The 22,610-nt window shown below is 40.8% G+C and carries 19 protein-coding genes; 1 reads left to right on the top strand and 18 read right to left on the bottom strand.

The genetic code is table 11. The annotated features are described in order from the left end of the window. Nucleotides 1-33: 33 nt before the first annotated feature. From ACIQYG_RS20225 to pruA, 18 genes are all read right to left on the bottom strand, one after another. Nucleotides 34-1,503: a nicotinate phosphoribosyltransferase gene (locus ACIQYG_RS20225; protein ID WP_402841587.1), complete on the bottom strand. Its 1,470-nt coding sequence runs from the start codon at nt 1,501-1,503 to the stop codon at nt 34-36. Nucleotides 1,504-1,564: 61 nt separating this feature from the next. After that, nucleotides 1,565-2,116, bottom strand: coding sequence for a cysteine hydrolase family protein (locus ACIQYG_RS20220; protein ID WP_402841584.1), 552 nt, complete (start codon nt 2,114-2,116; stop codon nt 1,565-1,567). A gap of 15 nt (nt 2,117-2,131) precedes the next feature. Continuing rightward, on the bottom strand, nt 2,132-2,896 hold the full coding sequence (locus ACIQYG_RS20215) for an NUDIX domain-containing protein (RefSeq protein ID WP_402841582.1): 765 nt from the start codon (nt 2,894-2,896) through the stop codon (nt 2,132-2,134). A gap of 191 nt (nt 2,897-3,087) precedes the next feature. Further along, nucleotides 3,088-4,617, bottom strand: a complete 1,530-nt coding sequence (locus tag ACIQYG_RS20210; protein WP_402841579.1) for an acyl-CoA carboxylase subunit beta — start codon at nt 4,615-4,617, stop codon at nt 3,088-3,090. A 23-nt stretch (nt 4,618-4,640) separates the two neighbouring features. Beyond that, nucleotides 4,641-5,423 carry an enoyl-CoA hydratase gene (locus ACIQYG_RS20205; protein ID WP_402841576.1) on the bottom strand — a complete coding sequence of 261 codons (783 nt, stop codon included), beginning with the start codon at nt 5,421-5,423 and terminating at the stop codon, nt 4,641-4,643. A gap of 19 nt (nt 5,424-5,442) precedes the next feature. After that, nucleotides 5,443-6,342 (bottom strand): hydroxymethylglutaryl-CoA lyase, encoded by a 900-nt coding sequence (locus tag ACIQYG_RS20200; protein WP_402841573.1) that lies wholly within the window; start codon nt 6,340-6,342, stop codon nt 5,443-5,445. A 17-nt stretch (nt 6,343-6,359) separates the two neighbouring features. After that, complete coding sequence (locus ACIQYG_RS20195) at nt 6,360-6,572, bottom strand: acetyl-CoA carboxylase biotin carboxyl carrier protein subunit (RefSeq protein ID WP_402841570.1); 213 nt, start codon at nt 6,570-6,572, stop codon at nt 6,360-6,362. 31 nt (nt 6,573-6,603) lie between these two features. Then, nucleotides 6,604-7,953, bottom strand: a complete 1,350-nt coding sequence (locus ACIQYG_RS20190; RefSeq protein WP_402841567.1) for an acetyl-CoA carboxylase biotin carboxylase subunit — start codon at nt 7,951-7,953, stop codon at nt 6,604-6,606. Between the two features lie 12 nt (nt 7,954-7,965). After that, nucleotides 7,966-9,603, bottom strand: a complete 1,638-nt coding sequence (locus ACIQYG_RS20185; RefSeq protein WP_402841639.1) for an AMP-binding protein — start codon at nt 9,601-9,603, stop codon at nt 7,966-7,968. A gap of 124 nt (nt 9,604-9,727) precedes the next feature. Then, on the bottom strand, nt 9,728-10,870 hold the full coding sequence (locus tag ACIQYG_RS20180; RefSeq protein ID WP_402841564.1) for an acyl-CoA dehydrogenase: 1,143 nt from the start codon (nt 10,868-10,870) through the stop codon (nt 9,728-9,730). 60 nt (nt 10,871-10,930) lie between these two features. Continuing rightward, the gene (locus ACIQYG_RS20175) at nt 10,931-11,632 is read right to left on the bottom strand and encodes a TetR/AcrR family transcriptional regulator (protein WP_402841561.1); all 702 of its coding nucleotides are present in this window, start codon (nt 11,630-11,632) and stop codon (nt 10,931-10,933) included. A gap of 110 nt (nt 11,633-11,742) precedes the next feature. Further along, nucleotides 11,743-12,498, bottom strand: coding sequence for a hypothetical protein (locus ACIQYG_RS20170; RefSeq protein ID WP_402841558.1), 756 nt, complete (start codon nt 12,496-12,498; stop codon nt 11,743-11,745). Nucleotides 12,499-12,526: 28 nt separating this feature from the next. Beyond that, nucleotides 12,527-13,573: a cytochrome d ubiquinol oxidase subunit II gene (locus tag ACIQYG_RS20165; RefSeq protein WP_402841555.1), complete on the bottom strand. Its 1,047-nt coding sequence runs from the start codon at nt 13,571-13,573 to the stop codon at nt 12,527-12,529. A gap of 16 nt (nt 13,574-13,589) precedes the next feature. After that, nucleotides 13,590-14,951, bottom strand: a complete 1,362-nt coding sequence (locus tag ACIQYG_RS20160; RefSeq protein ID WP_402841552.1) for a cytochrome ubiquinol oxidase subunit I — start codon at nt 14,949-14,951, stop codon at nt 13,590-13,592. 994 nt (nt 14,952-15,945) lie between these two features. Next, the gene (locus ACIQYG_RS20155; RefSeq protein WP_402841549.1) at nt 15,946-16,200 is read right to left on the bottom strand and encodes a biotin/lipoyl-containing protein; all 255 of its coding nucleotides are present in this window, start codon (nt 16,198-16,200) and stop codon (nt 15,946-15,948) included. A gap of 583 nt (nt 16,201-16,783) precedes the next feature. Beyond that, the gene (locus tag ACIQYG_RS20150) at nt 16,784-17,290 is read right to left on the bottom strand and encodes an acyl-CoA thioesterase (protein WP_053534899.1); all 507 of its coding nucleotides are present in this window, start codon (nt 17,288-17,290) and stop codon (nt 16,784-16,786) included. Nucleotides 17,291-17,831: 541 nt separating this feature from the next. Then, nucleotides 17,832-18,746, bottom strand: a complete 915-nt coding sequence (locus ACIQYG_RS20145) for a proline dehydrogenase family protein (RefSeq protein ID WP_076371258.1) — start codon at nt 18,744-18,746, stop codon at nt 17,832-17,834. Nucleotides 18,747-18,818: 72 nt separating this feature from the next. After that, nucleotides 18,819-20,387, bottom strand: coding sequence for an L-glutamate gamma-semialdehyde dehydrogenase (gene pruA / locus ACIQYG_RS20140; protein WP_402841544.1), 1,569 nt, complete (start codon nt 20,385-20,387; stop codon nt 18,819-18,821). Between the two features lie 805 nt (nt 20,388-21,192). Between pruA and ACIQYG_RS20135 the strand changes: the two genes are divergently transcribed. Then, on the top strand, nt 21,193-22,587 hold the full coding sequence (locus ACIQYG_RS20135; RefSeq protein WP_402841542.1) for an amino acid permease: 1,395 nt from the start codon (nt 21,193-21,195) through the stop codon (nt 22,585-22,587). Nucleotides 22,588-22,610: the final 23 nt, after the last annotated feature.

Below are 22,610 nucleotides of genomic sequence, written 5' to 3'. Positions count from 1 at the left end.
GGCATTTCCCCGCTTTCTAATAAAATAGATTGGTCATTTCGTTAGCATTCTTTCTACATTGGCTTTAACTTCATCTATATTCCTCATTTTATTATCCCAACAATCCTGGCTTAGATCTACCGGATATTCTTCAGGATTAAGTGCACGAAGGTACTCCGGCCATAATACTTGCAGATTTTTTTGCGTGAAGACCTTGATTTCATCTATGGTCGGCAATTCATAAATCAAACTTCCATCCTTGAAAATATCCACATGCAGATCAACCGCATCAAAATCCGTGACGAATTTACTTAGGAAGGTATGGACAGGATGAAACATTTTTAATTTTTCCTGTTCCTGCGGCTTCTCATATTCCATAGCCAAATAATCACCTTCAGCATGATGGTTCACTTTATTGATGATTCGATATACCCGTTTTAAGCCAGGTGTCGTAACCTTTTCAGGGTTAGAAGAAATTTTGATGGTATCTCTCATATTCCCATCTTCGCCCTCTATTGAAACCATTTTATAAACAGCACCGAGAGCTGGCTGGTCATAAGCCGTAATCAATTTGGTTCCGATGCCCCAAATGTCAATTCTTGCTCCTTGTTGTTTCAGATTGATGATCGTATATTCATCAAGGTCATTGGAAGCGACAATCTTCGCATCATGGAACCCTGCAGCATCAAGCATACGTCGTGCTTCTTTTGATAAGTAAGCTAAATCACCGCTGTCAAGACGGACGCCAATGAAATTGATTTTATCACCCAGTTCCTTGGCAACACGGATTGCATTCGGGATGCCAGAACGCAATGTATCATAAGTATCAACCAAGAATACACAGTCTTTATGGGAAACAGCGTATTTATGAAAAGCCGTATATTCATCTTTATAAGCTTGGATCATGGAATGTGCATGCGTCCCTGAAACCGGAATGCCGAACAGCTTTCCAGCACGTACATTACTAGTGGAATCAAAGCCAGCAATATAGGCTGCTCTTGCTCCCCAAATTGCGGCATCCATTTCTTGCGCCCGCCTTGAACCGAATTCAAGGGCAGATTCTTCACCGATGACCTGTTTGATGCGCGATGCTTTTGTTGCCACGAGTGTGTGATAGTTCACAATGTTAAGCAACGCAGTTTCTATGAGTTGAGCCTCACCAAGCGGTGCTTCCACCCGTAATATCGGTTCATTGCCGAAGACGAGCTCCCCCTCTTTCATGCAGCGGATCGCTCCCGTAAAACGAATGTTCTTCAAATAATTCAAAAATTCTTCATCATAGTGCAGGTCATTTTTCAAATAGTCGATATCACTTTCCGAGAAGGAAAAGTTTTGAAGATAATGGACAATTTTTTCAAGTCCTGCGAAAATTGCATATCCGCTGTTAAATGGAAGCTTTCTGAAAAATATCTCGAAAACTGCCTTGCGGTTATGTGTTTTGTCCTGCCAATAAGTTTGGGCCATATTGATTTGGTATAGGTCAGTGTGTAATGCGTAACTGTCGTCGTTGTATTTTTTTTCCATGGATAGTTCCTCCCAAAAGAGAAGCATCCGCTTCCCTTCTATTCTGTTGCGTGAATCGTTATTATAGAATGGTGGCTCCAAGAGATCCTTTAAAATGTCCAAGCGCCCAATGATGACCGACATCATTGAACGAGGCCACTGCATTTTCATATACAAAGATTTTATAGCCTAGATTATAAGCGTCGATTGCCGTATGCAAAATACAGATATCTGTACAAACCCCGACTAAATATACATCGGTGATTTGACGTTCCCGCAGGCGGATATCAAGGTCCGTTCCTGCAAAGGCCGAATAACGTGTTTTATCTATATAATGAACATTCTTTTGATTTTTATTTGTTTCATATTCCTCTTTTAACGCCCCGTATAGGTCTCTACCCATTGTACCGTTAATATTATGCGGTGGAAACAAATTCGTTTCGGGATGTAAGCGGTCTCCTTCTTCATGTAAATCAATCGCGAATACCGTGTATTCGCCTTGTTTGATAAAATCCTTGGTTATACTGACAAGTTCCTTCTCGATATCCTGACCTGGCTTCCCACAGGTCAATGAACCCCCGTCTGCCACGAAGTCATACGTATAATCTATATTGATCAATGCCTTTTTTCCCATTTCACCAATTCCCCCTTAATAGTAAATAGAGTCCATGACAACCTCTGCATTAAACCGGTAAAGCTGTGAAGGCCGATATGAATTACGTTTCGTTTTCTTCTGCATTCCCTTTTCATCCAATACTTTCTCCAAAAACGGAAGTTTCGGGGCTTTTGCATAAAAAAGTGAATCTGCGCTGATTTTTGCATCATCTCTGGCTGTCAGCAAAACCCGTTGCAGTTCAGAAAGTGTAAATTCATCCGGCAGGAATTTTTGGGCTATCGTCGTTTGCACCATTTCTTTTTTCATTAAATTCATCGCATCGTTAATAATTGTATAATGATCGAATGCAAGATCTAATTGTAAGGCTTCCTGAATCGTGAACAATTCAACCTCAGCTGCATCGTCATTCGCTTTTCTTTGATGAAGAAACTCTTCCTGGACGATTGCATAAAAAGCATTGGATATGATCCATCCCCTGGGATCGCGCCCTGGCCGGTCATAAACCCCGAAATGCTTGACATGGAATCCTGCTACCCCCGTTTCTTCTTTCAATTCTCGTTTAGCTGCCTCATAGGCAGTCTCGCCAGCATTGACAAAGCCTCCGGGTAAAGCCCATTTATCTCCTTCAACATTGGGGCTTCCTTCCTTATCTTTTGAGGCACGTTTGATTAATAATAGCTTCAAAAACATTTCAGGCGGGGCTTTCTCTGCCGTTTTCTTTGTAGTGATAGTAAAGATCGCAATATCTGCTGTGTATCCATCTGGAGTAATATATTTCTTTTTTTCCTGCTGAGCCATGGCAACTCTCACTTTCTTTCACTAAGTATGGAATTAAGTAATTAGTAAATCATTAATTACTAATTATAGTACTCTTCCTTGTGTGATTTAGCAACTCTAAATCAGAAAAATTTTCTAATTATTTAAATAATCATTATAGCTTTACATGAAAAAAGCCCGGTCATGTTGACCGGGCTTTTTCATTGAACACTTTATACGGGATAGACCCCATGTTTACGATCGGTGAATGTCATTTGCTTACTGCTATATGCTTCAAAGCGAGCGCTCAATTCATCCCGCAGGTCATTCGGCTGGATAATGCCATCAACAATCATTTCAGAGGCTAAGCGGTAGATATCGATATCTTCATTATACTCATTGCGCTTCTGTTCGATGAATTTAGGGCGCTCTTCTGGTTGCATCGCATTGATTTTATTGGCATAGACTGCATTTACCGCAGCTTCAGCCCCCATGACCGCTATCAATGCCGTCGGTAAGGCAAGAACGCAGTCCGGCTCAAAAGCGGGACCGGCCATTGCGTATAGCCCGGCACCATAAGCTTTCCGGACGATAACAGAAATCTTGGGAACCGTGGCTTCACTCATGGCCGAAATCATTTTCGCACCATGGCGGATGATTCCTGCCCGTTCGACCTTCGTCCCAATCATGAATCCTGGAATATCCACCAGGAACAACAGCGGTATATGGAAAGCATCACATAAGTTGATGAACTTGGCAGCCTTATCAGCTGAATCATGGAACAGGACGCCGCCCTTGACACGCGGCTGATTGGCTATGATCCCTATCGTTTGTCCATTTAGCCTTGCAAGCCCAGTGATTAATTCTGGGGCAAATAACTTCTTGATTTCACAAAATGATTGCCTGTCTATAACCCTATCGATCAGGTCATACATATTGAAGGCTGCATTCTGATTTTTAGGAATCAGTTCTTCCAAAGATTTTTCGAAATCCGCAGGCAGCTCAGGTTTTACGCTTTTAGGCCTTTCTTGATAATTTCCTGGAAAATAGCTTAAGTACCTGCGTGCAAACGCGATCGATTCTTCTTCCGACTTGACAAGCACATCACCGCATCCTGAAACGGAACAGTGCATTTTCGCCCCGCCCATTTCCTCTTCGCTCACCTTTTCGCCAATGACCATTTCTGCCATTCTCGGTGAACCTAAATACATGGATGCATTGCCATCAACCATTACGACAATATCACAAAAAGCTGGGATATATGCTCCGCCGGCGGCAGACGGACCGAATAATAGACAAATCTGCGGGACTTTTCCTGATAACTTCACTTGGTTGTAAAAGATGCGTCCCGCTCCGCGGCGTCCTGGGAACATTTCTACTTGATCCGTAATTCGTGCCCCGGCAGAATCGACTAAATAAAGAAGGGGCAGCTGTAATTTTTCAGCTGTTTCCTGAATGCGAATGATTTTCTCGACGGTCCTTGCTCCCCAGGAACCAGCTTTTACAGTCGAATCATTGGCCATGACACAGACCCTCTGACCATTGATTTTCCCGATGCCTGTAACCACACCATCAGCAGGCAGACCATCGCTGGCACAATTAGCAAAGAAAGCGTCCTCTATTTCAACCCCTTCATCGAAAAGCAGCTCTAGACGTTCACGCACGAAAAGCTTTCCTTTTTCAGCGTTTTTTTGATGATACTTTTCTAAACCGCCTTTTTTAATCGTTTCAACCGTTTCGGTTAGTTTATCCGTCGTTACCATCCCTGTTCCTCCTTCAATTGAAATCATTGGCCTCTATATACCGGTTTGCGTTTTTCCTTGAATGCTGACAGACCCTCCAGTCGGTCAAGGGTTTTTAAAGTTGTCTGATAGCAGTCTTTTTCAATTTGCAATCCTGTTTTCAAATCAGTCTCAGCCCCTTGATTGATCGCTGCTTTTGCAGCCCTGAGTGCTAATGGGGCATTGACCGCAATTTCCTTAGCCAATTTTTTCGCTCCCTCAAGTAAATGTTGGGGTGAATATACATGACTGATGATTTTCAAGGTATATGCCGTTTTTGCATCCAATCTCCTTGCCGTATAAATCAGTTCTTTCGCTGTCGGCATTCCGACTATCCGCGGCAGTCGCTGTGTACCGCCGGCACCAGGGATGATGCCCAATGACGTTTCTGTCAGTCCCACCTTTGCCGTTTCCGATGCGATGCGTATGTCACAAGCGAGTGCCAACTCCAGCCCACCGCCAAAAGCCGAACCGTTAATTGCAGCGATGACTGGTACTGGAAGGTTTTCTACAGCCGTAATCGTGTCTCCGATCAACTTGACTGTCTCCTTGACTTTATCATCATTCATACCTGCTCGTTCCTTAAGATCCGCACCTGCACAAAACGCCTTTTCACCTGCTCCCGTAATAATGACTGTTCGTAAATTGGAATCTCTCTTCAATTCATCCAGCCCTTCGACTAAGCAATGAAGCAATTCTGTAGATAAAGCATTAGCAGCATCCGGCCGATTCAAAGTTACGATGGCAATTCCCTTTTCTTCATGACTTATTTCAACTAATGAAGTCATACATTCACCTCGATTCCTCTTATTGTGCGTTATACACAGCCATCTGATGGCTAGGCAATGGTTTTTCCAAAAAGCTTTGCACCTTGGCCGCAGCCTTCATCAGTTTTTCGGGATTGATTCCCGTGTGAATTCCCATTTTATGTAGCATATGAATCAGGTCATCCGTAGCGACATTTCCGCTCGCGCCTGGTGCATACGGGCATCCCCCTAAACCTCCGAGCGAGGAGTCGAAAGTGTCCACACCATAATTCAGTGATTCAAGAACATTTGCGAGTGCCATTCCCCTTGTATCATGAAAATGGAGGGCAATTTGGCTCATATCATATCTTTTTACAGCCTGTTCAAGGAACAGTGCAACCTGTCTTGGAGACGCGACCCCGATGGTATCACCCAATGAGACTTCATCGATTCCATATTCAAAAAGTTGATCACAAACACGGAAAACCTGTTCGGTCGATACCTCCCCTTCATACGGACAGCCGAAAACGGTTGAAACATAGCCCCTAACCGTTTTCCCGCTGTTTGCTGCTGTCCCGATGACATCCTTCATTATCGGAAAAGTGTCGGAAATCGACTTATTGATATTTTTAAGATTATGCGTTTCACTGGATGACATGAACACGGAAATTTCATCGATATTGGCTTCAAGAGCCGACTCCAGTCCCCTTTGATTCGGTACAAGGGCCGCATAAGTGATACCGGGATTGCGCTTTATTCCCTTAGCCACCAGGGCGGCATCACTCAATTGGGGAATCCACTTTGGATGGACGAAAGAAGTCACTTCTATATAAGTTAATCCTGTATCAGAGAGCTGATCGATCCACTCCATTTTGCTTTGTGCAGGTATCATGACCTTTTCATTTTGCAGCCCGTCACGGGGTCCAACTTCCTTAATTGTCACTTTTTCAGGCCAATTCATCTTACCCCTCCGTCCCTTTATTCAATGACGGCCAAAACGTCGCCCTCATTCACGAAATCCCCCTCATTCACCTTTAGTTCTTTAATGGTGCCAGCTTCCTCGGCTGCAATGGGGATTTCCATTTTCATCGATTCCAATATAATGATGTCCTGTCCGTCGGTTACACTTTGCCCCTCGTTCGCTACGATTTTCCAAACGTTTCCTGCCATGCTAGCCTTTAATTCTGCCATTTCATTTTCCTCCTGATCATTATGTTTTAAGTTATACAGTCAATTTTTTAATATATTTCGCAATGAAATCCGTAGTCGTATCTCCTTGGGAAAAAGCTTCATGAGAAATTATTTCCATCAGCAAAGGAAGGTTTGTTTTAATTCCTTCTATTTTATAGCTTGCCAGCGCTTCTCTTAATCTCTCAATCGCTTTATCCCTCGATTCGCCGCTCACAACCAATTTGGCGATCATCGGATCATAAAAGTGGGATACGACCGAAGTTCCATGAACCGCCAATTCATGACGGATCCCTTCACCTTCCGGAAGTTCCATGGCGGTGATCCTCCCCGGTGCTGGATAAAAGGTTTTCGGATCTTCAGCATAAATGCGCACCTCAATGGAATGTCCATCCTGTTTAATCTCACTTTGGGTGAAATCCAATTTGTTGCCCGATGCTATTTTAATTTGCTGTTCGACTAAGTCCAGTCCCGTAATTTCTTCGGTGACAGGATGCTCTACCTGAAGGCGTGTATTCATTTCCAGGAAATAAAAGTTTTTATCCGCATCAACTAAAAATTCTAGGGTGCCCGCATTGCTATAACCGATGGATTTTACCGCTTTCACTGCAGCCATCCCCATCTTGTTTCTCGTTTCTTCGTCAAGGAAAGAAGAGGGAGCCTCTTCCACGACCTTCTGGTGGCGTCTTTGAACGGAGCATTCCCTTTCCCATAAGTAAACAGCATTCCCAAAGGAATCCGCCAATACCTGAATTTCGATATGACGAGGCTTCTCGATCAATTTTTCTATGAACATATCTCCATTGCCAAAAAACAATTGGGCACGTTTTTGATTCCCTTCGAAGGCTTTGATCAGTTCATCTTCATTAGCAACGGCCTGCATTCCGATTCCCCCGCCGCCTGCTGCTGCTTTTAACATGACTGGATAGCCAATCTTTTCGGCAACGGCTGCCGCTTCTGCACTATCAATTAACGGGCGTGAAAATCCAGGCACCAATGGAAGTCCGGCTTGCTCCATCTTTTTCCTCGCCTCGACTTTATTGCCCATTTGCTGGATGATCTCTGGTTTGGGACCAATGAATATCAAGCCGGCTTCTTCACACGAACGTGCGAAATCTGCATTTTCACTAAGAAAGCCATATCCTGGATGAATGGCCTCCGCTCCGGTTTCCTTAGCTATTTCCAATATCTTATTGACGTTTAAATAGCTTTCCTGTACTCTCGACCCACCCAATAAATATGCCTCATCCGCCAATCCCACAAATGGCGAATCCGAATCTGCTTCCGAATGGACAGCGACAGTAAGTATTCCCAGCTTCCTACATGTACGAATAATGCGTGATGCTATTTCTCCCCTGTTTGCGATAAGAATTTTTCGAATCATTCGATATCCTCCTTATTTAGTGCGTTCCGATAGTAGGTCAAGAGTTTGTTGCCGAAGCTTATACTTTTGGATTTTTCCGGATGCAGTCATTGGATAAGCATCGGTAAATTGAATGTAACGCGGAATTTTATGAAAAGATATTTTCCCTTTGCAATACTCTATCAATTCTTTCTCCGTAAGGGTTTCTCCTGCTTTCAAAATGATCCATGCTGCTACCTCTTCCCCATACTTCTGATCTGGAACGCCGAGTACCTGGACATCGACAATTGCAGGATGTTGATAGAGGAATTCTTCAATCTCACGGGGATAAATATTTTCCCCTCCGCGAATGATCATATCTTTCAGCCGGCCTGTAATCTTGCAATAACCCCTTTCATCCATCACCGCCAAATCTCCCGTATGAAGCCAGCCTTCCCGGTCAATCGCCTGCTCAGTGGCTTCCGGGTTATTATAATATCCCTTCATTACATGGTATCCCCTGGAACAGAGTTCACCCTGTATACCACGCGGGACTTCTTCCCCTGTAGCCGGATCGACAATTTTCACTTCCACTTTCGGCAAAGCCCTTCCCACTGAAGAAACACGAAGCTCGATCGGATCGTCCGTTCTTGTCATCGTAATTCCTGGAGAAGATTCCGTTTGACCATAAGTAATCGTGATTTCCGAGATGCCCATCTTATTCACCACGCTTTTCATCACTTCGATCGGACATGTGGAGCCTGCCATGATACCAGTCCGTAACGAACTTAAATCATACTGGTCAAAGTCATCGAGATTAAGTTCAGCAATGAACATCGTCGGTACACCATGGAGCCCCGTACATTTTTCGGCTTCAACTGTCTGAAGGACAAGGCGTGGATTAAATTCCACGATCGGCACCATTGTTGCCCCTACTGAAACAGATGCCATCGTACCAAGTGAACAGCCGAAACAATGAAAAAACGGAACCGGGATGCATAGCCGGTCAGCTTCGGTAAGCTTCATGCATTCCGCGACATTCAATCCGTTATTGACCAAGTTGGAATGCGTCAGCATCACTCCTTTTGGAAATCCCGTCGTCCCTGATGTATATTGCATATTAATCACATCGCCTGGAGTCAATTCCTCCATCCTCATGTCCAGCGACTCCTCCGAAACGGAGTCGCTCCCGCTAATGACTTCATCCCACGAAAACGTTCCGGGATAACGTTTTTCACCTAAAACGATGATATTTTTCAATTTTGGCAGTTTCTCAGATTGTAATTTTCCTGGTTCTGCATTTTTCAATTCAGGTACGATTTCGTACAGCGTATCTATATATGAATGATCCTTATATTGTTCCATCAGGATGATCGTTGTCGAATCGGATTGCTTTAGCAGGTATTCCAATTCACTTGTGCGGTAATTAGTATTGACCGTTACCAGCACCCCGCCCATTTTCGCGGTGGAAAATTGGGATATAAGCCATTCCGGTTTATTGGATGCCCAAATGGCGATATGATCCCCTTTTTTAATATCCAGTGACATGAACCCCCTGGCAGCCTTTCGGCAAATCTTTTCAAATTCGCGATAAGAATGGCGCAGGCCTAGTTCATGGTACACAACCGCTTCATTATCACCATATTGTTCAGCTGTCCTTTCAAGCAGTTTCCCGATAGTAACATCTAGCAAATCAGACATCAAACTCCTCCTAATCAAATAAAAGTAAGAATGAACGCTTTTTGCTGTATAGATAACATCTGCTTTTCACCAAAATGAACCCAAGCATCATAGTTCATTTTACGTTCCGTAAAGATTAACAGCCTAATTGCCTGGCGATAACGAGTCTTTGAATTTCGGATGTGCCTTCACCAATCTCCAATAACTTAGCATCTCGTAAATAGCGTTCCACTTCATATTCGCGCATGTAACCAGAGCCGCCATGTATTTGGATCGCTTGATTGCTGGCACGGAACGCGGTCTCACTTGCAAAAAGCTTGGCGTATGCCGCTTCCTTTGCAAAAGGTTTTTTATTGTCTTTTAACCATGCAGCCTTATATACCATATTCCTCGCCAATTCGATTTCCATCGCCATGTCTGCAAGCTTGAATTGAATGGCCTGGAAATTAGATATGGTTTTACCGAATTGAATGCGCTCTTTTGAAAAAGCTAAAGCTCTATCAAAGGCAGCCTGAGCGATACCGACTGCCAAAGCCGCAATGGAAATCCTTCCTCCATCAAGCGTGAATAAGAATTGTTTGAACCCTTTGTCTGGATCTCCCAATAAATTTTCCTTTGGTACACGGACATTATCCAGAATGATTTCACAAGTATTGGAAGCCCGAACTCCCATTTTTTCATAATTGCTATTGATCGTTAGCCCTTGGGTATTGGTTGGCACGATGAATGCCGAGATGATATTCTTGCCCTTGGGATCTTTGCCCGATACAGCAGTGACGGTAACCGTTCTTGAATAGCTGGCATTTGTTATCCATGTTTTCTCGCCATTAATCACATATTCATCACCTTCCAACACGGCAGTCGTTCTCGTACCGCCAGCATCGGAACCCGCATTAGGCTCTGTCAACCCGAAAGCTGCCAGGGTTTCACCGGTCGTGATTGGAACCAGATATTTTTGCTTCTGTTCTTCGGTTCCAAAATAGTAAATTGGACTTGCCCCGAGCGAAACGGCTGCTGCATAACTTAATCCGGTTCCCCCGCACGCCTTGCCAACCTCTTCAACGGCAATGGCATACGAAATCGTATCTCCGCCCGAACCGCCATATTCTTCTGGAAACGGAATTCCAAGCAAACCGAGTTTCCCCATTTTTTTGAATACATCCTCGGCAAACATGGACTTTGCATCCAACTCTATCGCAATGGGCTTAATTTCCTTTTCTGCAAATTCCCTAACCATTTCCTTAATCATCTGCTGTTCTTTTGTAAGTGAAAAATCCATATGTTCATTCCCCTTTCAATTGAGACCGACTAGTTGGTCTGTACAAATCAAGATTATTGTTTAATCCACAACAACTTGGTTCTTCAGTAAAAATGGCTGGGTGATTTCCGCTTCTTTTTGTTTATCTATCAATAGGGCATTCAGGATTAAATCCACGTAGATATCACCGATTTCATCAATCGTTTTTCCACCGTCCCTTTTGTACCATTTGTAGGACCAGTTCACCATGCCCAGAATGGACATTCCGGTAATTTCCACTGGCAATTCGCTGCGGAATACTCCCTTGTCAATACCTTCTTTGATAACGGAAAATATGATTTCTTTATACATTTGACGCTTATTTTTGATTGCTTCAACATAAGGTGGTTTTAAGTAAATGCTTTCTTGATAGAAAACTGAGATGTGTGGTTTATAGAGGTCAAAAACTTTAACAAATGATTGAATGATCTTTTGCATTTTTTCTGTTGGATGGGTACTTTCTGAGATGGCTTCCTGTGCTTTTGTTAAAACATATGAAATAAAGTAATCATGGATGACAAATAAAAGTTCATCTTTGGAAGAGAAATGGTGATAAAAACCACCCTTGCTAGTTCCGCAAGCCTTAACGATTTCGTTGACTGAGACACCATGAAAACCATGCTGATCGAAGAGAGTCAACGATGTTTCAATTATTTTTTCTTTTAACTCCGTAAGACTGCACCTCCTTTTTTGTATCCGCTTACATTTAACAACATAAAGAGTGTTGTGGTTAACTGGATTCATTTAGATTTTACCAAATTTTTAAAAATTGTCAATTTTTAATTATCAAAAAAACAGCCCTCAAAACCAAGAGCTGTCAACCTAGGTTTATTTAAGAAGCAGTCCATACCATGTCATTTACTACCCTTGACCGGTTTAACTTGGGCTTTTACAAGCTGCCATCCTTTGTCATACTTCCATACTGATTTAATCGCCAGTATCGGATCACGCTCATCGGACCCTTTTACATTTTGGATTCCAATAAGCGCTTTTCCTTTTCCAAAAACGGTCTTGAAATCCAGTGAAGAGTATGGATCAACCAAAAGCTCTGTCGGTTCATTTAGTTTTCCATTTCTATAAATGCCCAATTCATCATAAGCTTGTTTTCTGGAACTGACATCCATCACCACAGGTTTTTGACCTTCAATAATGATTTCCGCTTTGTATCCGTCAAGAAATTGTGCCATTACGGGAACGGATGGCGGTACTTCCAGTTCCTTCACTTTTCCATCCTTGAATGTATAGGCGTAACTGGATATCAACCGTTCCCTACCTTCCATCAAAACCGTGACCAATACGTCCTGGACCCCATCATTATTCAAGTCGGCAACCTTTAGATCTGGATTATACCCAGCTTCAAGCGGGACGTTGATTGTACGGCGATTGCTTTCCACACTTAACTCGATTTTCTTCAGAAACTTGCTACCTTCCTCATAAGGCAGGCCCTGAACCTGGATGATGTCTATTTTCTGGTCACCTGTTACATCTCTTTTTGTTGATATATATGTGCCAGCTACCTGAAAATTTTTATCATGCGCTTCAACCGCTTGATAGCTCAAAAATAGTGAGATGACTAAAACCGCATATTTTAGCAGATCTAACTTTTTCATTGTGATAACCTCTCTTTTCAAAGATGAATTAATTTGACATTTGTCGCCGTTTGAACTTTCGACGCTGATCTTTCATGAAGATGGACCAGAAATAATAGAACCCCGGCACTAGTATCGCAAAGCCCACGATATATGTGGCAAACACTGCCCGGAAAGAGGTTGGATCGGTAAATCCTGAAAGGATCGTGACATTTGGATATATGATATAAGGTAAATGTGCGATACCATAAACATAACTTCCTATTAAATACTGTATGATAATCGCTATTACAGCGAGGCGGGGCATCCCTTTAACATCCTGCTTAGAAAAATAGGGTAAGTACAGTGCTATCCCGCTAATGATGAAAAAAATGAGCGAGACGAATAACAATGCAGAGTTTTTCATCATTCCTTGGTAAATCCAATTCGCTTCGTTTCTTAACGTGAGCATAACCAACAGAGCCATGACCAACATAAGCGGTCCCGTTATCATCGCATCCCTGCGATATATTTTGTATGCTTTCATTTCATCGGCTTGTTTTGAGTAATCGGACAGGAGCAAAGATGATAAAAAAAGTGTGCTCATAATTCCGAACCCCACAAATGCATACTCATTCGGACTCGTGAAAAGTTTAGATAAATTCAATTCTTCATTCCCTCTCATGCCTTCGACAAATCCAAGATGGGTGATTGGCAATACGCTGATTAATAGCCCCGGTATGATCAATCCCGTCAACCCTGAGATATACGTTAACGCTTTTTCATATTTGTCCACGCTATGAGAGAAAACCAAGAAAGCACTCCTAATACATAGCAGGACCAATATCAGGCTCGCGGGAACGATCAAGGCTACCCCAATCGGGAAAACCGCACCTGGAAATAAACTGTAAATCGCGATGACAAGACCAACCACAAAAGTATTAGTCACTTCCCAAGTTGGTGATAAATAGCTATTTGCTATCTTGGTAGCATTCGTCTCTTCCTTTTTAATGTAAGTCATTGCCCAGAAGCCAGCACCGAAATCCATAGAGGCCATGATGGCATAAAGAAAAATAAAGCCCCAGACCAGTGTTATTGCAAGAAGAGCATCACTCATTCGCCTTCCCCCCCTTTTATGAATTCGAATCGAAAAGCCTTACATCTTTCTGTTCGGCCTTATATATATCATCCATTACGGAATGACGTTTGAAATAATACAAAAGTGTAAACACGACAGAAACGCATAAAATGATATATACAATAATGAACATCGTAAATAAAAACCCAAGGTTTTCGTACGAAGTAACTGAATCCTCCGTGGTCAGCATCCTATATATCGTCCATGGCTGTCTGCCTGTACAGGCAAAAATCCAACCGCATTCTATCGAAATCACCGAAAGCGGGCCTGACGCAACAAACAGCCAAAGAACCCATTTCGGATATGTATCCTTTTTCAGCCATTTATTCCATACCAATGCAAACAGTGCCAACGCGATTAAGCCTGAACCAATGATGACCATGGCGTTGAATAAGATATGGACATAAAGGGGCGGCCAATACTCTTCCGGAAAATCGTTCAAACCGGTCACGACCGTATCGAAGCTATTACCAGATAGAAAGCTTAATAACCATGGGAATTCAATCCCATACTTCACTTCCTGGGCTTCCCTATCGGTATAACCGAACAAGGTAAGCCCGGCATGGTCCTGTGTTTCAAACAACCCTTCTGCAGCCGCCAGTTTTTCCGGCTGTTCCCTATATAAATGCTGTGTAGTCGCATGACCGTTCAATGCCGTCAAAAACGAAAAAACCAAGCCCAAGACAATACTGAGCCTCAGTGCTTTTTGGTGAAAATTAAATTCAGCAGTGCCATATTTATTTTTCAGCATCTTATAGGCTGCAACGGCCGCTACGACAAAAGCACCGGTAGTATAAGCAGTCAGGGCCGTATGACCTGCCGTCACCAGGAAACTTGGGTTGAAAAATGCCGCCCAAGGATCGACATCGACGATTTCCCCATTTTCAAACCGGAACCCAGCCGGTGTCCCTTCAAAAGCATGGACATTCGAAATCAAAACCGCCGAAGCCATTGCACCGAATGCAACAAAAAATAAACTCACGATACGGGCCCATGGCTTGATTTTTTCAGCAGCATACACGTAGATTGACATGAACAGCGCTTCAACCATGAATGCATAAATCTCGATTTGGAATGGAAGCGCCATGACACGTCCAATCACTTCCATGAACCCAGGCCATAATAGTGACAGCTGCACACCCGCGATCGTACCAGTCGGAATCCCGACCCCAAGCAAAACCCCTAATGTTTTGGTCCAGCGTTTAGCCATGACGACATACTGTAAATCCTTTGTCCTTTGATACATCAATTCCGCTGCCAACATCATCATCGGCAACCCGACGCCGATCGTTGCAAATATGATATGTACAGCCATATTCGTCCCGAACATCGCACGGGCCATTTGTATATGATCCATACTGTCTTCCTTTCTAACCTTTGTCTCTTGGTAGTATCTCCTCTGTAAAGGAAAATATTTAATAATATTCCACAAACTAAGTTTTCATGGTTTTGCAGAAAGACAGTATTTTACTTGATGATGTTTTTGGTTAATTGTTTCATCTAAATATTCTATCGAGGTTATTATTGGGATATATTTACTCGGTTGATCGCTCTTAACCTTGCTTAGATTGCATGTACGAACGGCAATTTTAGTATAGCTGTGCAAATAATAATAAAGTATTTATAAATTTCCGAACAATTTATCAATCTTTCTTCTAAGTCAGAAATATCCATCTTTGAATTATGATTACTTTTTACAATAACCCTGCCTCTTTATGGTTATGTGCCATAAACGGGTCACAAACAATCACCATTGACAACACTGGGAATTGAACAGAGGATTGCCGCGAATCCTTCACAATTCTCTAAAGAACTGATTATTCATTTTTATATTTCATTCAATAAAAATACACACATACCCTACAATATAGTAGTCTATGTGTGTATTTGCGGGCGGTATTGACTTTTGCCCAATTTTCCTTAAAGCACGGGTACTAGCCTATATATTTATTTTTAATCCATAGAACTCCTTCGACATAAAAAAGAACAATGCATAAATACAAAAGTATCTTTTTTGCAAATTTCGCTCCATATTTCTTGCGATAGGTTATTGCACCAGAACGAAGGATTTCTATAATTAAAAAACTCTACCATATCGTAGAGCTTTTTAATTATATGTTCATTAACTAGCACTTTTAAGGATGGGATAAGATGAATAATCCCAGCAAATATATTAAATAAGCTTTCTATCCGTTTTAACCAATTAGAAATTCTTGCTTTAATTCATTTAGTCAAGCTTTACCCTATTCAATACACTAAACATTCCGAATATTCAACGGATGCCTTCACAAGACTCTGATTTAGAAAAATTCATATTCAGGATACTAGTTATCCTAAAACCCTATGGAACTTCAATCACTTCCTGTGATTAATAAATCATCCTGTAACTGAATTAACACTGTTTCATTACTTACATTTTGATTTTTTGTTACTTCAATTGAAACAACATGACCACTTACACTAGTCTCAATTTCCACTTTTTTATTGTCCGTTGTTTGAACTACCATTAGTTTTTCCCATTCATATACATAAGAGCCTTGACTAACAAATATGTTTTCAACTTTTCCACAACAAGGACTATAGACAGTTTCTATAACTTTTTTCACCTTAAAAACCTCTCTTTCTAAAGAAATAAATTAGAGATTCCATATATCATATTTACACCCAGCCATGTAAGCAGCTAGACGCATATCTATTTGATAATTTTGTGCTATTGAAGATACCTTGCATCCATTCAATATGAAGCTGTTAATCCACCAGAAATAGCAAGTAAGTCTAGTACCAGCAATACGTTCCGTTTTCCTAATATGGTTGTTGCTTCAATTGTTCAATTGTTGGAATTCCACTAGCACTGTATTCATCCACCAACAATAAATTGCGGGTGTAAAGACCCTGGTGCGGAATGTCAATTTGCCTGATCGCTCCCACATACCCTCGACTTAGCCTAATTCAGAAGAGGGCATGATACGGGGGATCGCAAACCGCCTTTTCTTGGATAAAGCAGTTACTTCTGGATGAAAACGAACTCGTCCCTTTGTAGGCCCAACTAATCATTATGTAGAGAACGATAGCCGGAGAAAAGACTGGGTTGAACTTAGTAAATCTAATACTTCACTTTGCTTATTGTCCGGTTTTTCAAACTTGAACGATTTTGATAAGGATTGCCTTTTACCTCGTAAGTTATGAAAGTTAAGGATAATCTACATTTAAAAACGTAGCCACATCTTTGCTTTTTTGTTTTCTTTGTTGCCGCATACTTGCTCGATCTAAGGCCGTTTCATGTAATTTTTTTTCTTCTTCTGTCTCCGGAATAACTTTTGGAACACGTGTTGGACGTTTATGCTCATCTAATGCAACAAATGTTAATAGAGCAGTCGCTGCAATTCTACGAACACTGCTTTTTAAATCTTCAGCAATAATTTTCACAAAAACCTCCATTGAAGATGTGCCGGTCCATGCCACATAAGATATAAAACACACTGAATCTGTTGTACGAATGGGATGTAAAAAGTCAACTGAATCTGTTGAAGCAGTTACACATTCACTTCGACTATGACGTGCTGCGGAAATCGATGCTACTTGATCGACATCACTCATTAATCTTCCGCCAAATAATGTATTATGATTGTTCACATCATTTGGAAATATACGACTCGTTCTTATGACCCTTGATTCTCTGCAATATTTCGCTTCTATAAACCCGTCCTCCTAAAACATGGGACCTGATATCCATCACCTATGTAAACTTTTAGTATATGGTTATATTATGATACAATTTTGCGCTTTTTAACCTTAAAACACTCTCGGCGTATGTAGCCTAGTGTTCCGAGAATACGAAGCTTGCTTTAAAATATCATTCACCATCTGCTCTTTACATAGCATTAAAAGCTCCTCCTGTTCAAATGAACTGTTGTCATTCCCTTTGAAGAAACCAGACTTTTCATACTGGTGAATTCACCGGTCAAGGGAGGACTGGGTCGTATTGTTTCTTCACTGTGCGCTTACTTTGATTTCCTGTTCCAGTTGAAACTGCACCATTATCAATGAATTCAACTTATTTATCAACAACGTAAATCTTCCCTTTGCATGTTAAATCGGAGAAAGAGAGAGAATTCATGATTATATTTTTCTATATTAGAAAGAGTCGTTGTGCCTATCTGTTTAGTTTCCCAGTTACGAACTCTAAAATAAAATAACTTTCTATGATATCTTCACCCAGTTTTAATAAACTCATCAATTATTTAGAAAAGAATCCTTTAAGGGCAAAAGCAATATTTTGTGGTCTTTCTGCCAAGCGACGCATAAAATAACCAAACCAGTCGTTACCAAAAGGAATATACACACGCATTGTATATCCTTCTTTAGCTAAACTTAGCTGCATGTCTGTTCTAAATCCATATAACATCTGAAACTCAAATTGGTTACGTGGAATATTGTGTTTTTGAACAAACTCTTTAACACTGGCAATGATACGATGATCATGGGAAGCAATCGCCGTATAGCTGCCACTCAGCAAATGCTCTTCAATGATTCTCATATAATTTTTATCTACTTCTTCTTTCTCTTGATAAGCAACAGAAGGAGATTCTTGATAAGCTCCTTTAACTAAACGAAGGGGAATTCCTTTTAATTCTTTTACATCCTGTTCCGCTCGATATAAATAGGATTGAATCACTGTTCCTACATTATCATATGTTTCGCGTAATTCTCGCAGGATATCTAACGTGATTTGGCAATGTGCATGATCTTCCATATCGATTCTGACAAAATTGTTGTATTTCTTGGCTGTCTCAAGAATTAGACACATATTTTGAACACAAAAATTCCGATCAATGTCCAAACCAAGTTGGGTCATTTTTACAGATAAATTACTATTTACTCCTGCACTACCCATAGCTTCCAACGTTCTTACGTTATATTCCGTTGCCTCTATTGCCTCTATTCTACTTGAAACAAACTCCCCTAAATGATCCAGTGTACAAACCAAGCCTTTTTCATTTAATTCTTGAACTTTCTTAATCGCACTTTTGATAGTATCTCCTGCAACAACTTGGGATGCCCCAAATCGAAGGCCCCATTTTTTCGCCGCTTTATTTAACGCTTTGTTGTTGGAAGCGTGAAGAAAAATATTTTTTGAAACATCTGCCAGCATGAATATATCCCCCTAAATACATGTCCTCGTAATATTAAATGGGGCAACCTTTTTAAATTGCCCCAGCTCTTATTAAAGTGTTTCGCTAGTTGTTTTCGCTTGCATGTGTAGAATCAAATAATCAGGGCCACCCGCCTTCGAATCCGTTCCAGACATGTTGAACCCACCAAACGGATGATACCCAACGATTGCTCCTGTACAACCGCGATTAAAGTATAGATTACCAACGTGGAATTCTTCTTTTGCCCGTTCAATATGATCAGGAGTGTTAGAAAGTAACGCACCCGTTAAGCCGTAGTCTGTGTTGTTCGCTATTTCCATCATATGATCGAAATCACGCGCTTTACAAAAAGCTACAACAGGTCCAAAAATTTCTTCCTGCATCAAACGTGCTTTTTCATCGATATCCGCAAAGATGGTCGGTTCAATAAAGTACCCTTTGGAGTCGTCCCCTTCTCCACCAGTCATCAACTTGCCTTCTTCCTTTCCTATTTCAATATATTTCATGATTTTATCGTAGGAAGCCTGGCTGATAACGGGTCCCATATAGGTATTTACATCTTCAGGGCAGCCAATCGTTAAAGTCTGAGTTAATGCCACTGCTTTTTCAAGGACTTCGTCATAAACATCCTGATGTACCACTGCACGTGAGCCAGCCGAACACTTTTGTCCGGAGAATCCAAAAGCAGAGTAAACAATCGAAGAGGCCGCTACATCCAAATCCGTGTCTTTATCTACGACTACAGTATCTTTTCCGCCCATTTCGGCAATCACACGCTTTAACCAAATTTGACCCGGATGCACTTTTGCCGCGCGTTCATAAATGCGGCAGCCTACTTCACGGGAACCCGTGAAGGAAACAAAGCGAGTTTTCGGATGATCAACAAGATAATCGCCTATTTCCGCGCCGCCTCCTGGAACATAGTTAAGTACACCATGAGGAAGACCTGCTTCTTTCATAACTTCAACGAATTTCGCTGCAATCACTGGTGTGTTATTTGATGGTTTCAGGAGAATCGTGTTTCCAGCAACGATCGCTGCAGCTGCCGTTCCGGCCATAATAGCTAATGGAAAGTTGAATGGAGAAATGATGACACCTACACCAAGTGGAATATAGTTGAACTTGTTTGCTTCTCCCTCTCGACTTTTTACAGGTGCCCCGTCTTTTAATTGCATCATTTGACGGGCATAGAATTCAAGGAAATCAATGGCTTCAGCCGTATCTGCATCAGCCTCTTTCCATGGCTTCCCAGCTTCTTTCACAAGATAGCTTGAAAATTCATGTTTGCGACGACGAATGATATCCGCGGCACGAAATAAAATGTTAGCACGTTCTTCTGGTTTTTCTTTTTTCCATGTGTTGAATGTAGACAATGCTGCTTGCATTGCTTTCTCAGCTAATTCTTTATTCGCTTTAGAAACTCGACCGATTACTTCTTCCTTATTTGCAGGATTTATCGATTCAATTTGTTCATTTGTTGTAATGAATTTTTCTCCGATGACAAGTGGATAATTTTTTCCTAGCTCTGATTGTACAACCTCTAAAGCTTTTTTAAATTCACTTTTATTTTCTTCAAGTGTAAAATCTGTAAATGGTTCGTGTTTATATGTTTTAATGTCCGTATTGTTTGTTGTAATCATGTTATTCTCTCCCTTAAAAAATAGATTTGTATAATCGGTGTAATAGCGCATCATCTTATTAAAAGTAATGAATAATTTTCAAATGATAGTAGCTGCCTCTAATTTTTTCTTTTACTTTTAATGGATGTTTGTGAAAAAAAGTTTGCTAATCCAATATTGCCTCCTTTATTAACGGAAAATTTATAATACAAACAATATTCAAAAACTTGGTATGAACATATTATAATTCCATTTACACACTTTTGTATACAACTTTTAACAAAATTGTCTAAATAACTTTAAATTGAACACTTTTGTTCAATTGAATATTCATTTTTTTATAGATTATTAACTAGCTTCTAAACAGTATATGGATGAATTCATATTATCTTGGGAAGGGCTCACCCCCTATTAACCCGTTTTTTTTAATCAATTGCATAGCTTCTAAACCACATAGTATGTAAATGGTAGAAGGAATGCCTTCAATCATGACAACAGAACGAGCTCGCTTTTTGATTAACCAATGATTATGTTTTATAAATAACTTTAAAGTATACACAACTGTTTAGTTCATGTTCCATGTTGGGAAATAAATAGACAAATATGCACAAAATGTATTATTATATAATTCTTAATATTTTTTCATCTTTTATTTGGAGTCTTTATGCAAATTGAATTTTTAATTCTAATAAGTAGAAGAAATAAAAGAGGAAGATTTGTTAAAGATTTGTTTCTTTTTTTAGGGGTTATCACTTTCTGTTATTTTTTTGAAAGATTTGAATCCCCTTATTTTTTTGGTTTTTACGTTATAGAGAGGATGTAGGATATGAATCATCAACAACCTGAATTAAAAAAAGAGTTGAAAATTCGGCATATTACCATGATTTCTCTCGGAGGAATCATCGGTGCTGGGTTATTTGTTGGAAGTGGCCCGTTAATTAATACGGCTGGGCCAGGTTCTATTTTCTCATATGCGCTAGCGGGATTACTGGTAATTTTAGTGATGCGGATGCTTGGGGAAATGTCAACAGCAAATCCATCAAGTGGCTCTTTTTCCACTTACGCCCGAGAGGCGATCGGCCCATGGGCCGGGTACACGATTGGCTGGTTATACTGGTTTTTCTGGGTAATTGCCATTGCAGTTGAAGCAATAGCAGGTGCGACAATTATTCAATATTGGTTTCCTTCTTTGCCTTCTTGGTCAGTCAGCCTTATGCTTACTTTTTTATTAACCCTAACTAACATCTATTCTGTTAAATCATTTGGTGAGTTTGAGTATTGGCTGTCTATGATCAAAGTTGTCAGTATTGTACTCTTTTTAATTCTTGGAGGGGCCATTATATTCGGTTTCATACCAGGTATAGAATCACCTGGTACTTCTAACCTTCTACATAGAGGTGGATTCCTGCCATCTGGAATAAGTTCTGTCTTTATAGGAGTTGCCCTTGTTATGTTCTCTTTTATGGGGAGTGAAATTGTGGCGACTGCAGCAGGGGAAACCTCACATCCTGAAAAAGCCATGAGGGTTGCGACAAATACCGTTATCTATCGTATCTTAACTTTTTACCTAGGTTCAATTTTAATAATCGTAACAATTCTTCCATGGGACTCTTCCAGTTTGATGAAAAGTCCTTTTGTTTCTGTCCTTGAACTTTTAAATATACCAGCTGCAGCTCAAATCATGAACTTCCTGCTTTTGACGGCAGTACTTTCTTGTTTGAATTCTGGTATTTATACGAGCTCACGCATGTTATTTTCGATGGCAAAAAATGGAGATGCCCCCGAGATGTTTTTAAAGGTAAATAAGAAGGGGATACCAATGAATGCGATTTTAGGATGTACCGTTATTGCTTATATTAGTATTGGCTTCAATTACTTCTCTCCAGATAAAGTATTTCTGTTTTTAGTTAATGCTTCCGGAGGTGTAGCACTTCTTGTTTATCTAGTGATTGCCTTCTCTCAGTTACGTATGCGAAGAAAATACGAAAAAGAAAATCCTGGAGCACTTAAGATCAGAATGTGGTTATTTCCTTATTTAACATATGCCACGATTATTACGATCACTAGTATATTTATCTCGATGACATTTATTGATTCCTTACGTTTACAATTCTTTTTAACACTACTTCTCACTATACTGATTGTCGGTTCTTTCTTTGTCTTAAAGAAAAAGAAAGCATCGGATTTAATATCAACGAGCAAAGAAAAAAATGCCTCTTAATTACAAAAATAGGAAATACGATA

The sequence above is a fragment of the Peribacillus sp. NPDC096622 genome (assembly GCF_044762665.1).
Classification (GTDB): domain Bacteria; phylum Bacillota; class Bacilli; order Bacillales; family DSM-1321; genus Peribacillus; species Peribacillus frigoritolerans_B.
This window is presented reverse-complemented; position numbering and strand designations above follow the sequence as displayed.

Coding starts and splice junctions, on each gene's coding strand:
- ACIQYG_RS20225 (WP_402841587.1), bottom strand. CDS start 1,503: ATGGAAAAAAAATACAACGACGACAGTTACGCATTACACACTGACCTA.
- ACIQYG_RS20220 (WP_402841584.1), bottom strand. CDS start 2,116: ATGGGAAAAAAGGCATTGATCAATATAGATTATACGTATGACTTCGTG.
- ACIQYG_RS20215 (WP_402841582.1), bottom strand. CDS start 2,896: ATGGCTCAGCAGGAAAAAAAGAAATATATTACTCCAGATGGATACACA.
- ACIQYG_RS20210 (WP_402841579.1), bottom strand. CDS start 4,617: ATGGTAACGACGGATAAACTAACCGAAACGGTTGAAACGATTAAAAAA.
- ACIQYG_RS20205 (WP_402841576.1), bottom strand. CDS start 5,423: ATGACTTCATTAGTTGAAATAAGTCATGAAGAAAAGGGAATTGCCATC.
- ACIQYG_RS20200 (WP_402841573.1), bottom strand. CDS start 6,342: ATGAATTGGCCTGAAAAAGTGACAATTAAGGAAGTTGGACCCCGTGAC.
- ACIQYG_RS20195 (WP_402841570.1), bottom strand. CDS start 6,572: ATGGCAGAATTAAAGGCTAGCATGGCAGGAAACGTTTGGAAAATCGTA.
- ACIQYG_RS20190 (WP_402841567.1), bottom strand. CDS start 7,953: ATGATTCGAAAAATTCTTATCGCAAACAGGGGAGAAATAGCATCACGC.
- ACIQYG_RS20180 (WP_402841564.1), bottom strand. CDS start 10,870: ATGGATTTTTCACTTACAAAAGAACAGCAGATGATTAAGGAAATGGTT.
- ACIQYG_RS20175 (WP_402841561.1), bottom strand. CDS start 11,632: ATGAATCCAGTTAACCACAACACTCTTTATGTTGTTAAATGTAAGCGG.
- ACIQYG_RS20170 (WP_402841558.1), bottom strand. CDS start 12,498: ATGAAAAAGTTAGATCTGCTAAAATATGCGGTTTTAGTCATCTCACTA.
- ACIQYG_RS20165 (WP_402841555.1), bottom strand. CDS start 13,573: ATGAGTGATGCTCTTCTTGCAATAACACTGGTCTGGGGCTTTATTTTT.
- ACIQYG_RS20160 (WP_402841552.1), bottom strand. CDS start 14,951: ATGGATCATATACAAATGGCCCGTGCGATGTTCGGGACGAATATGGCT.
- ACIQYG_RS20145 (WP_076371258.1), bottom strand. CDS start 18,746: ATGCTGGCAGATGTTTCAAAAAATATTTTTCTTCACGCTTCCAACAAC.
- pruA (WP_402841544.1), bottom strand. CDS start 20,387: ATGATTACAACAAACAATACGGACATTAAAACATATAAACACGAACCA.
- ACIQYG_RS20135 (WP_402841542.1), top strand. CDS start 21,193: ATGAATCATCAACAACCTGAATTAAAAAAAGAGTTGAAAATTCGGCAT.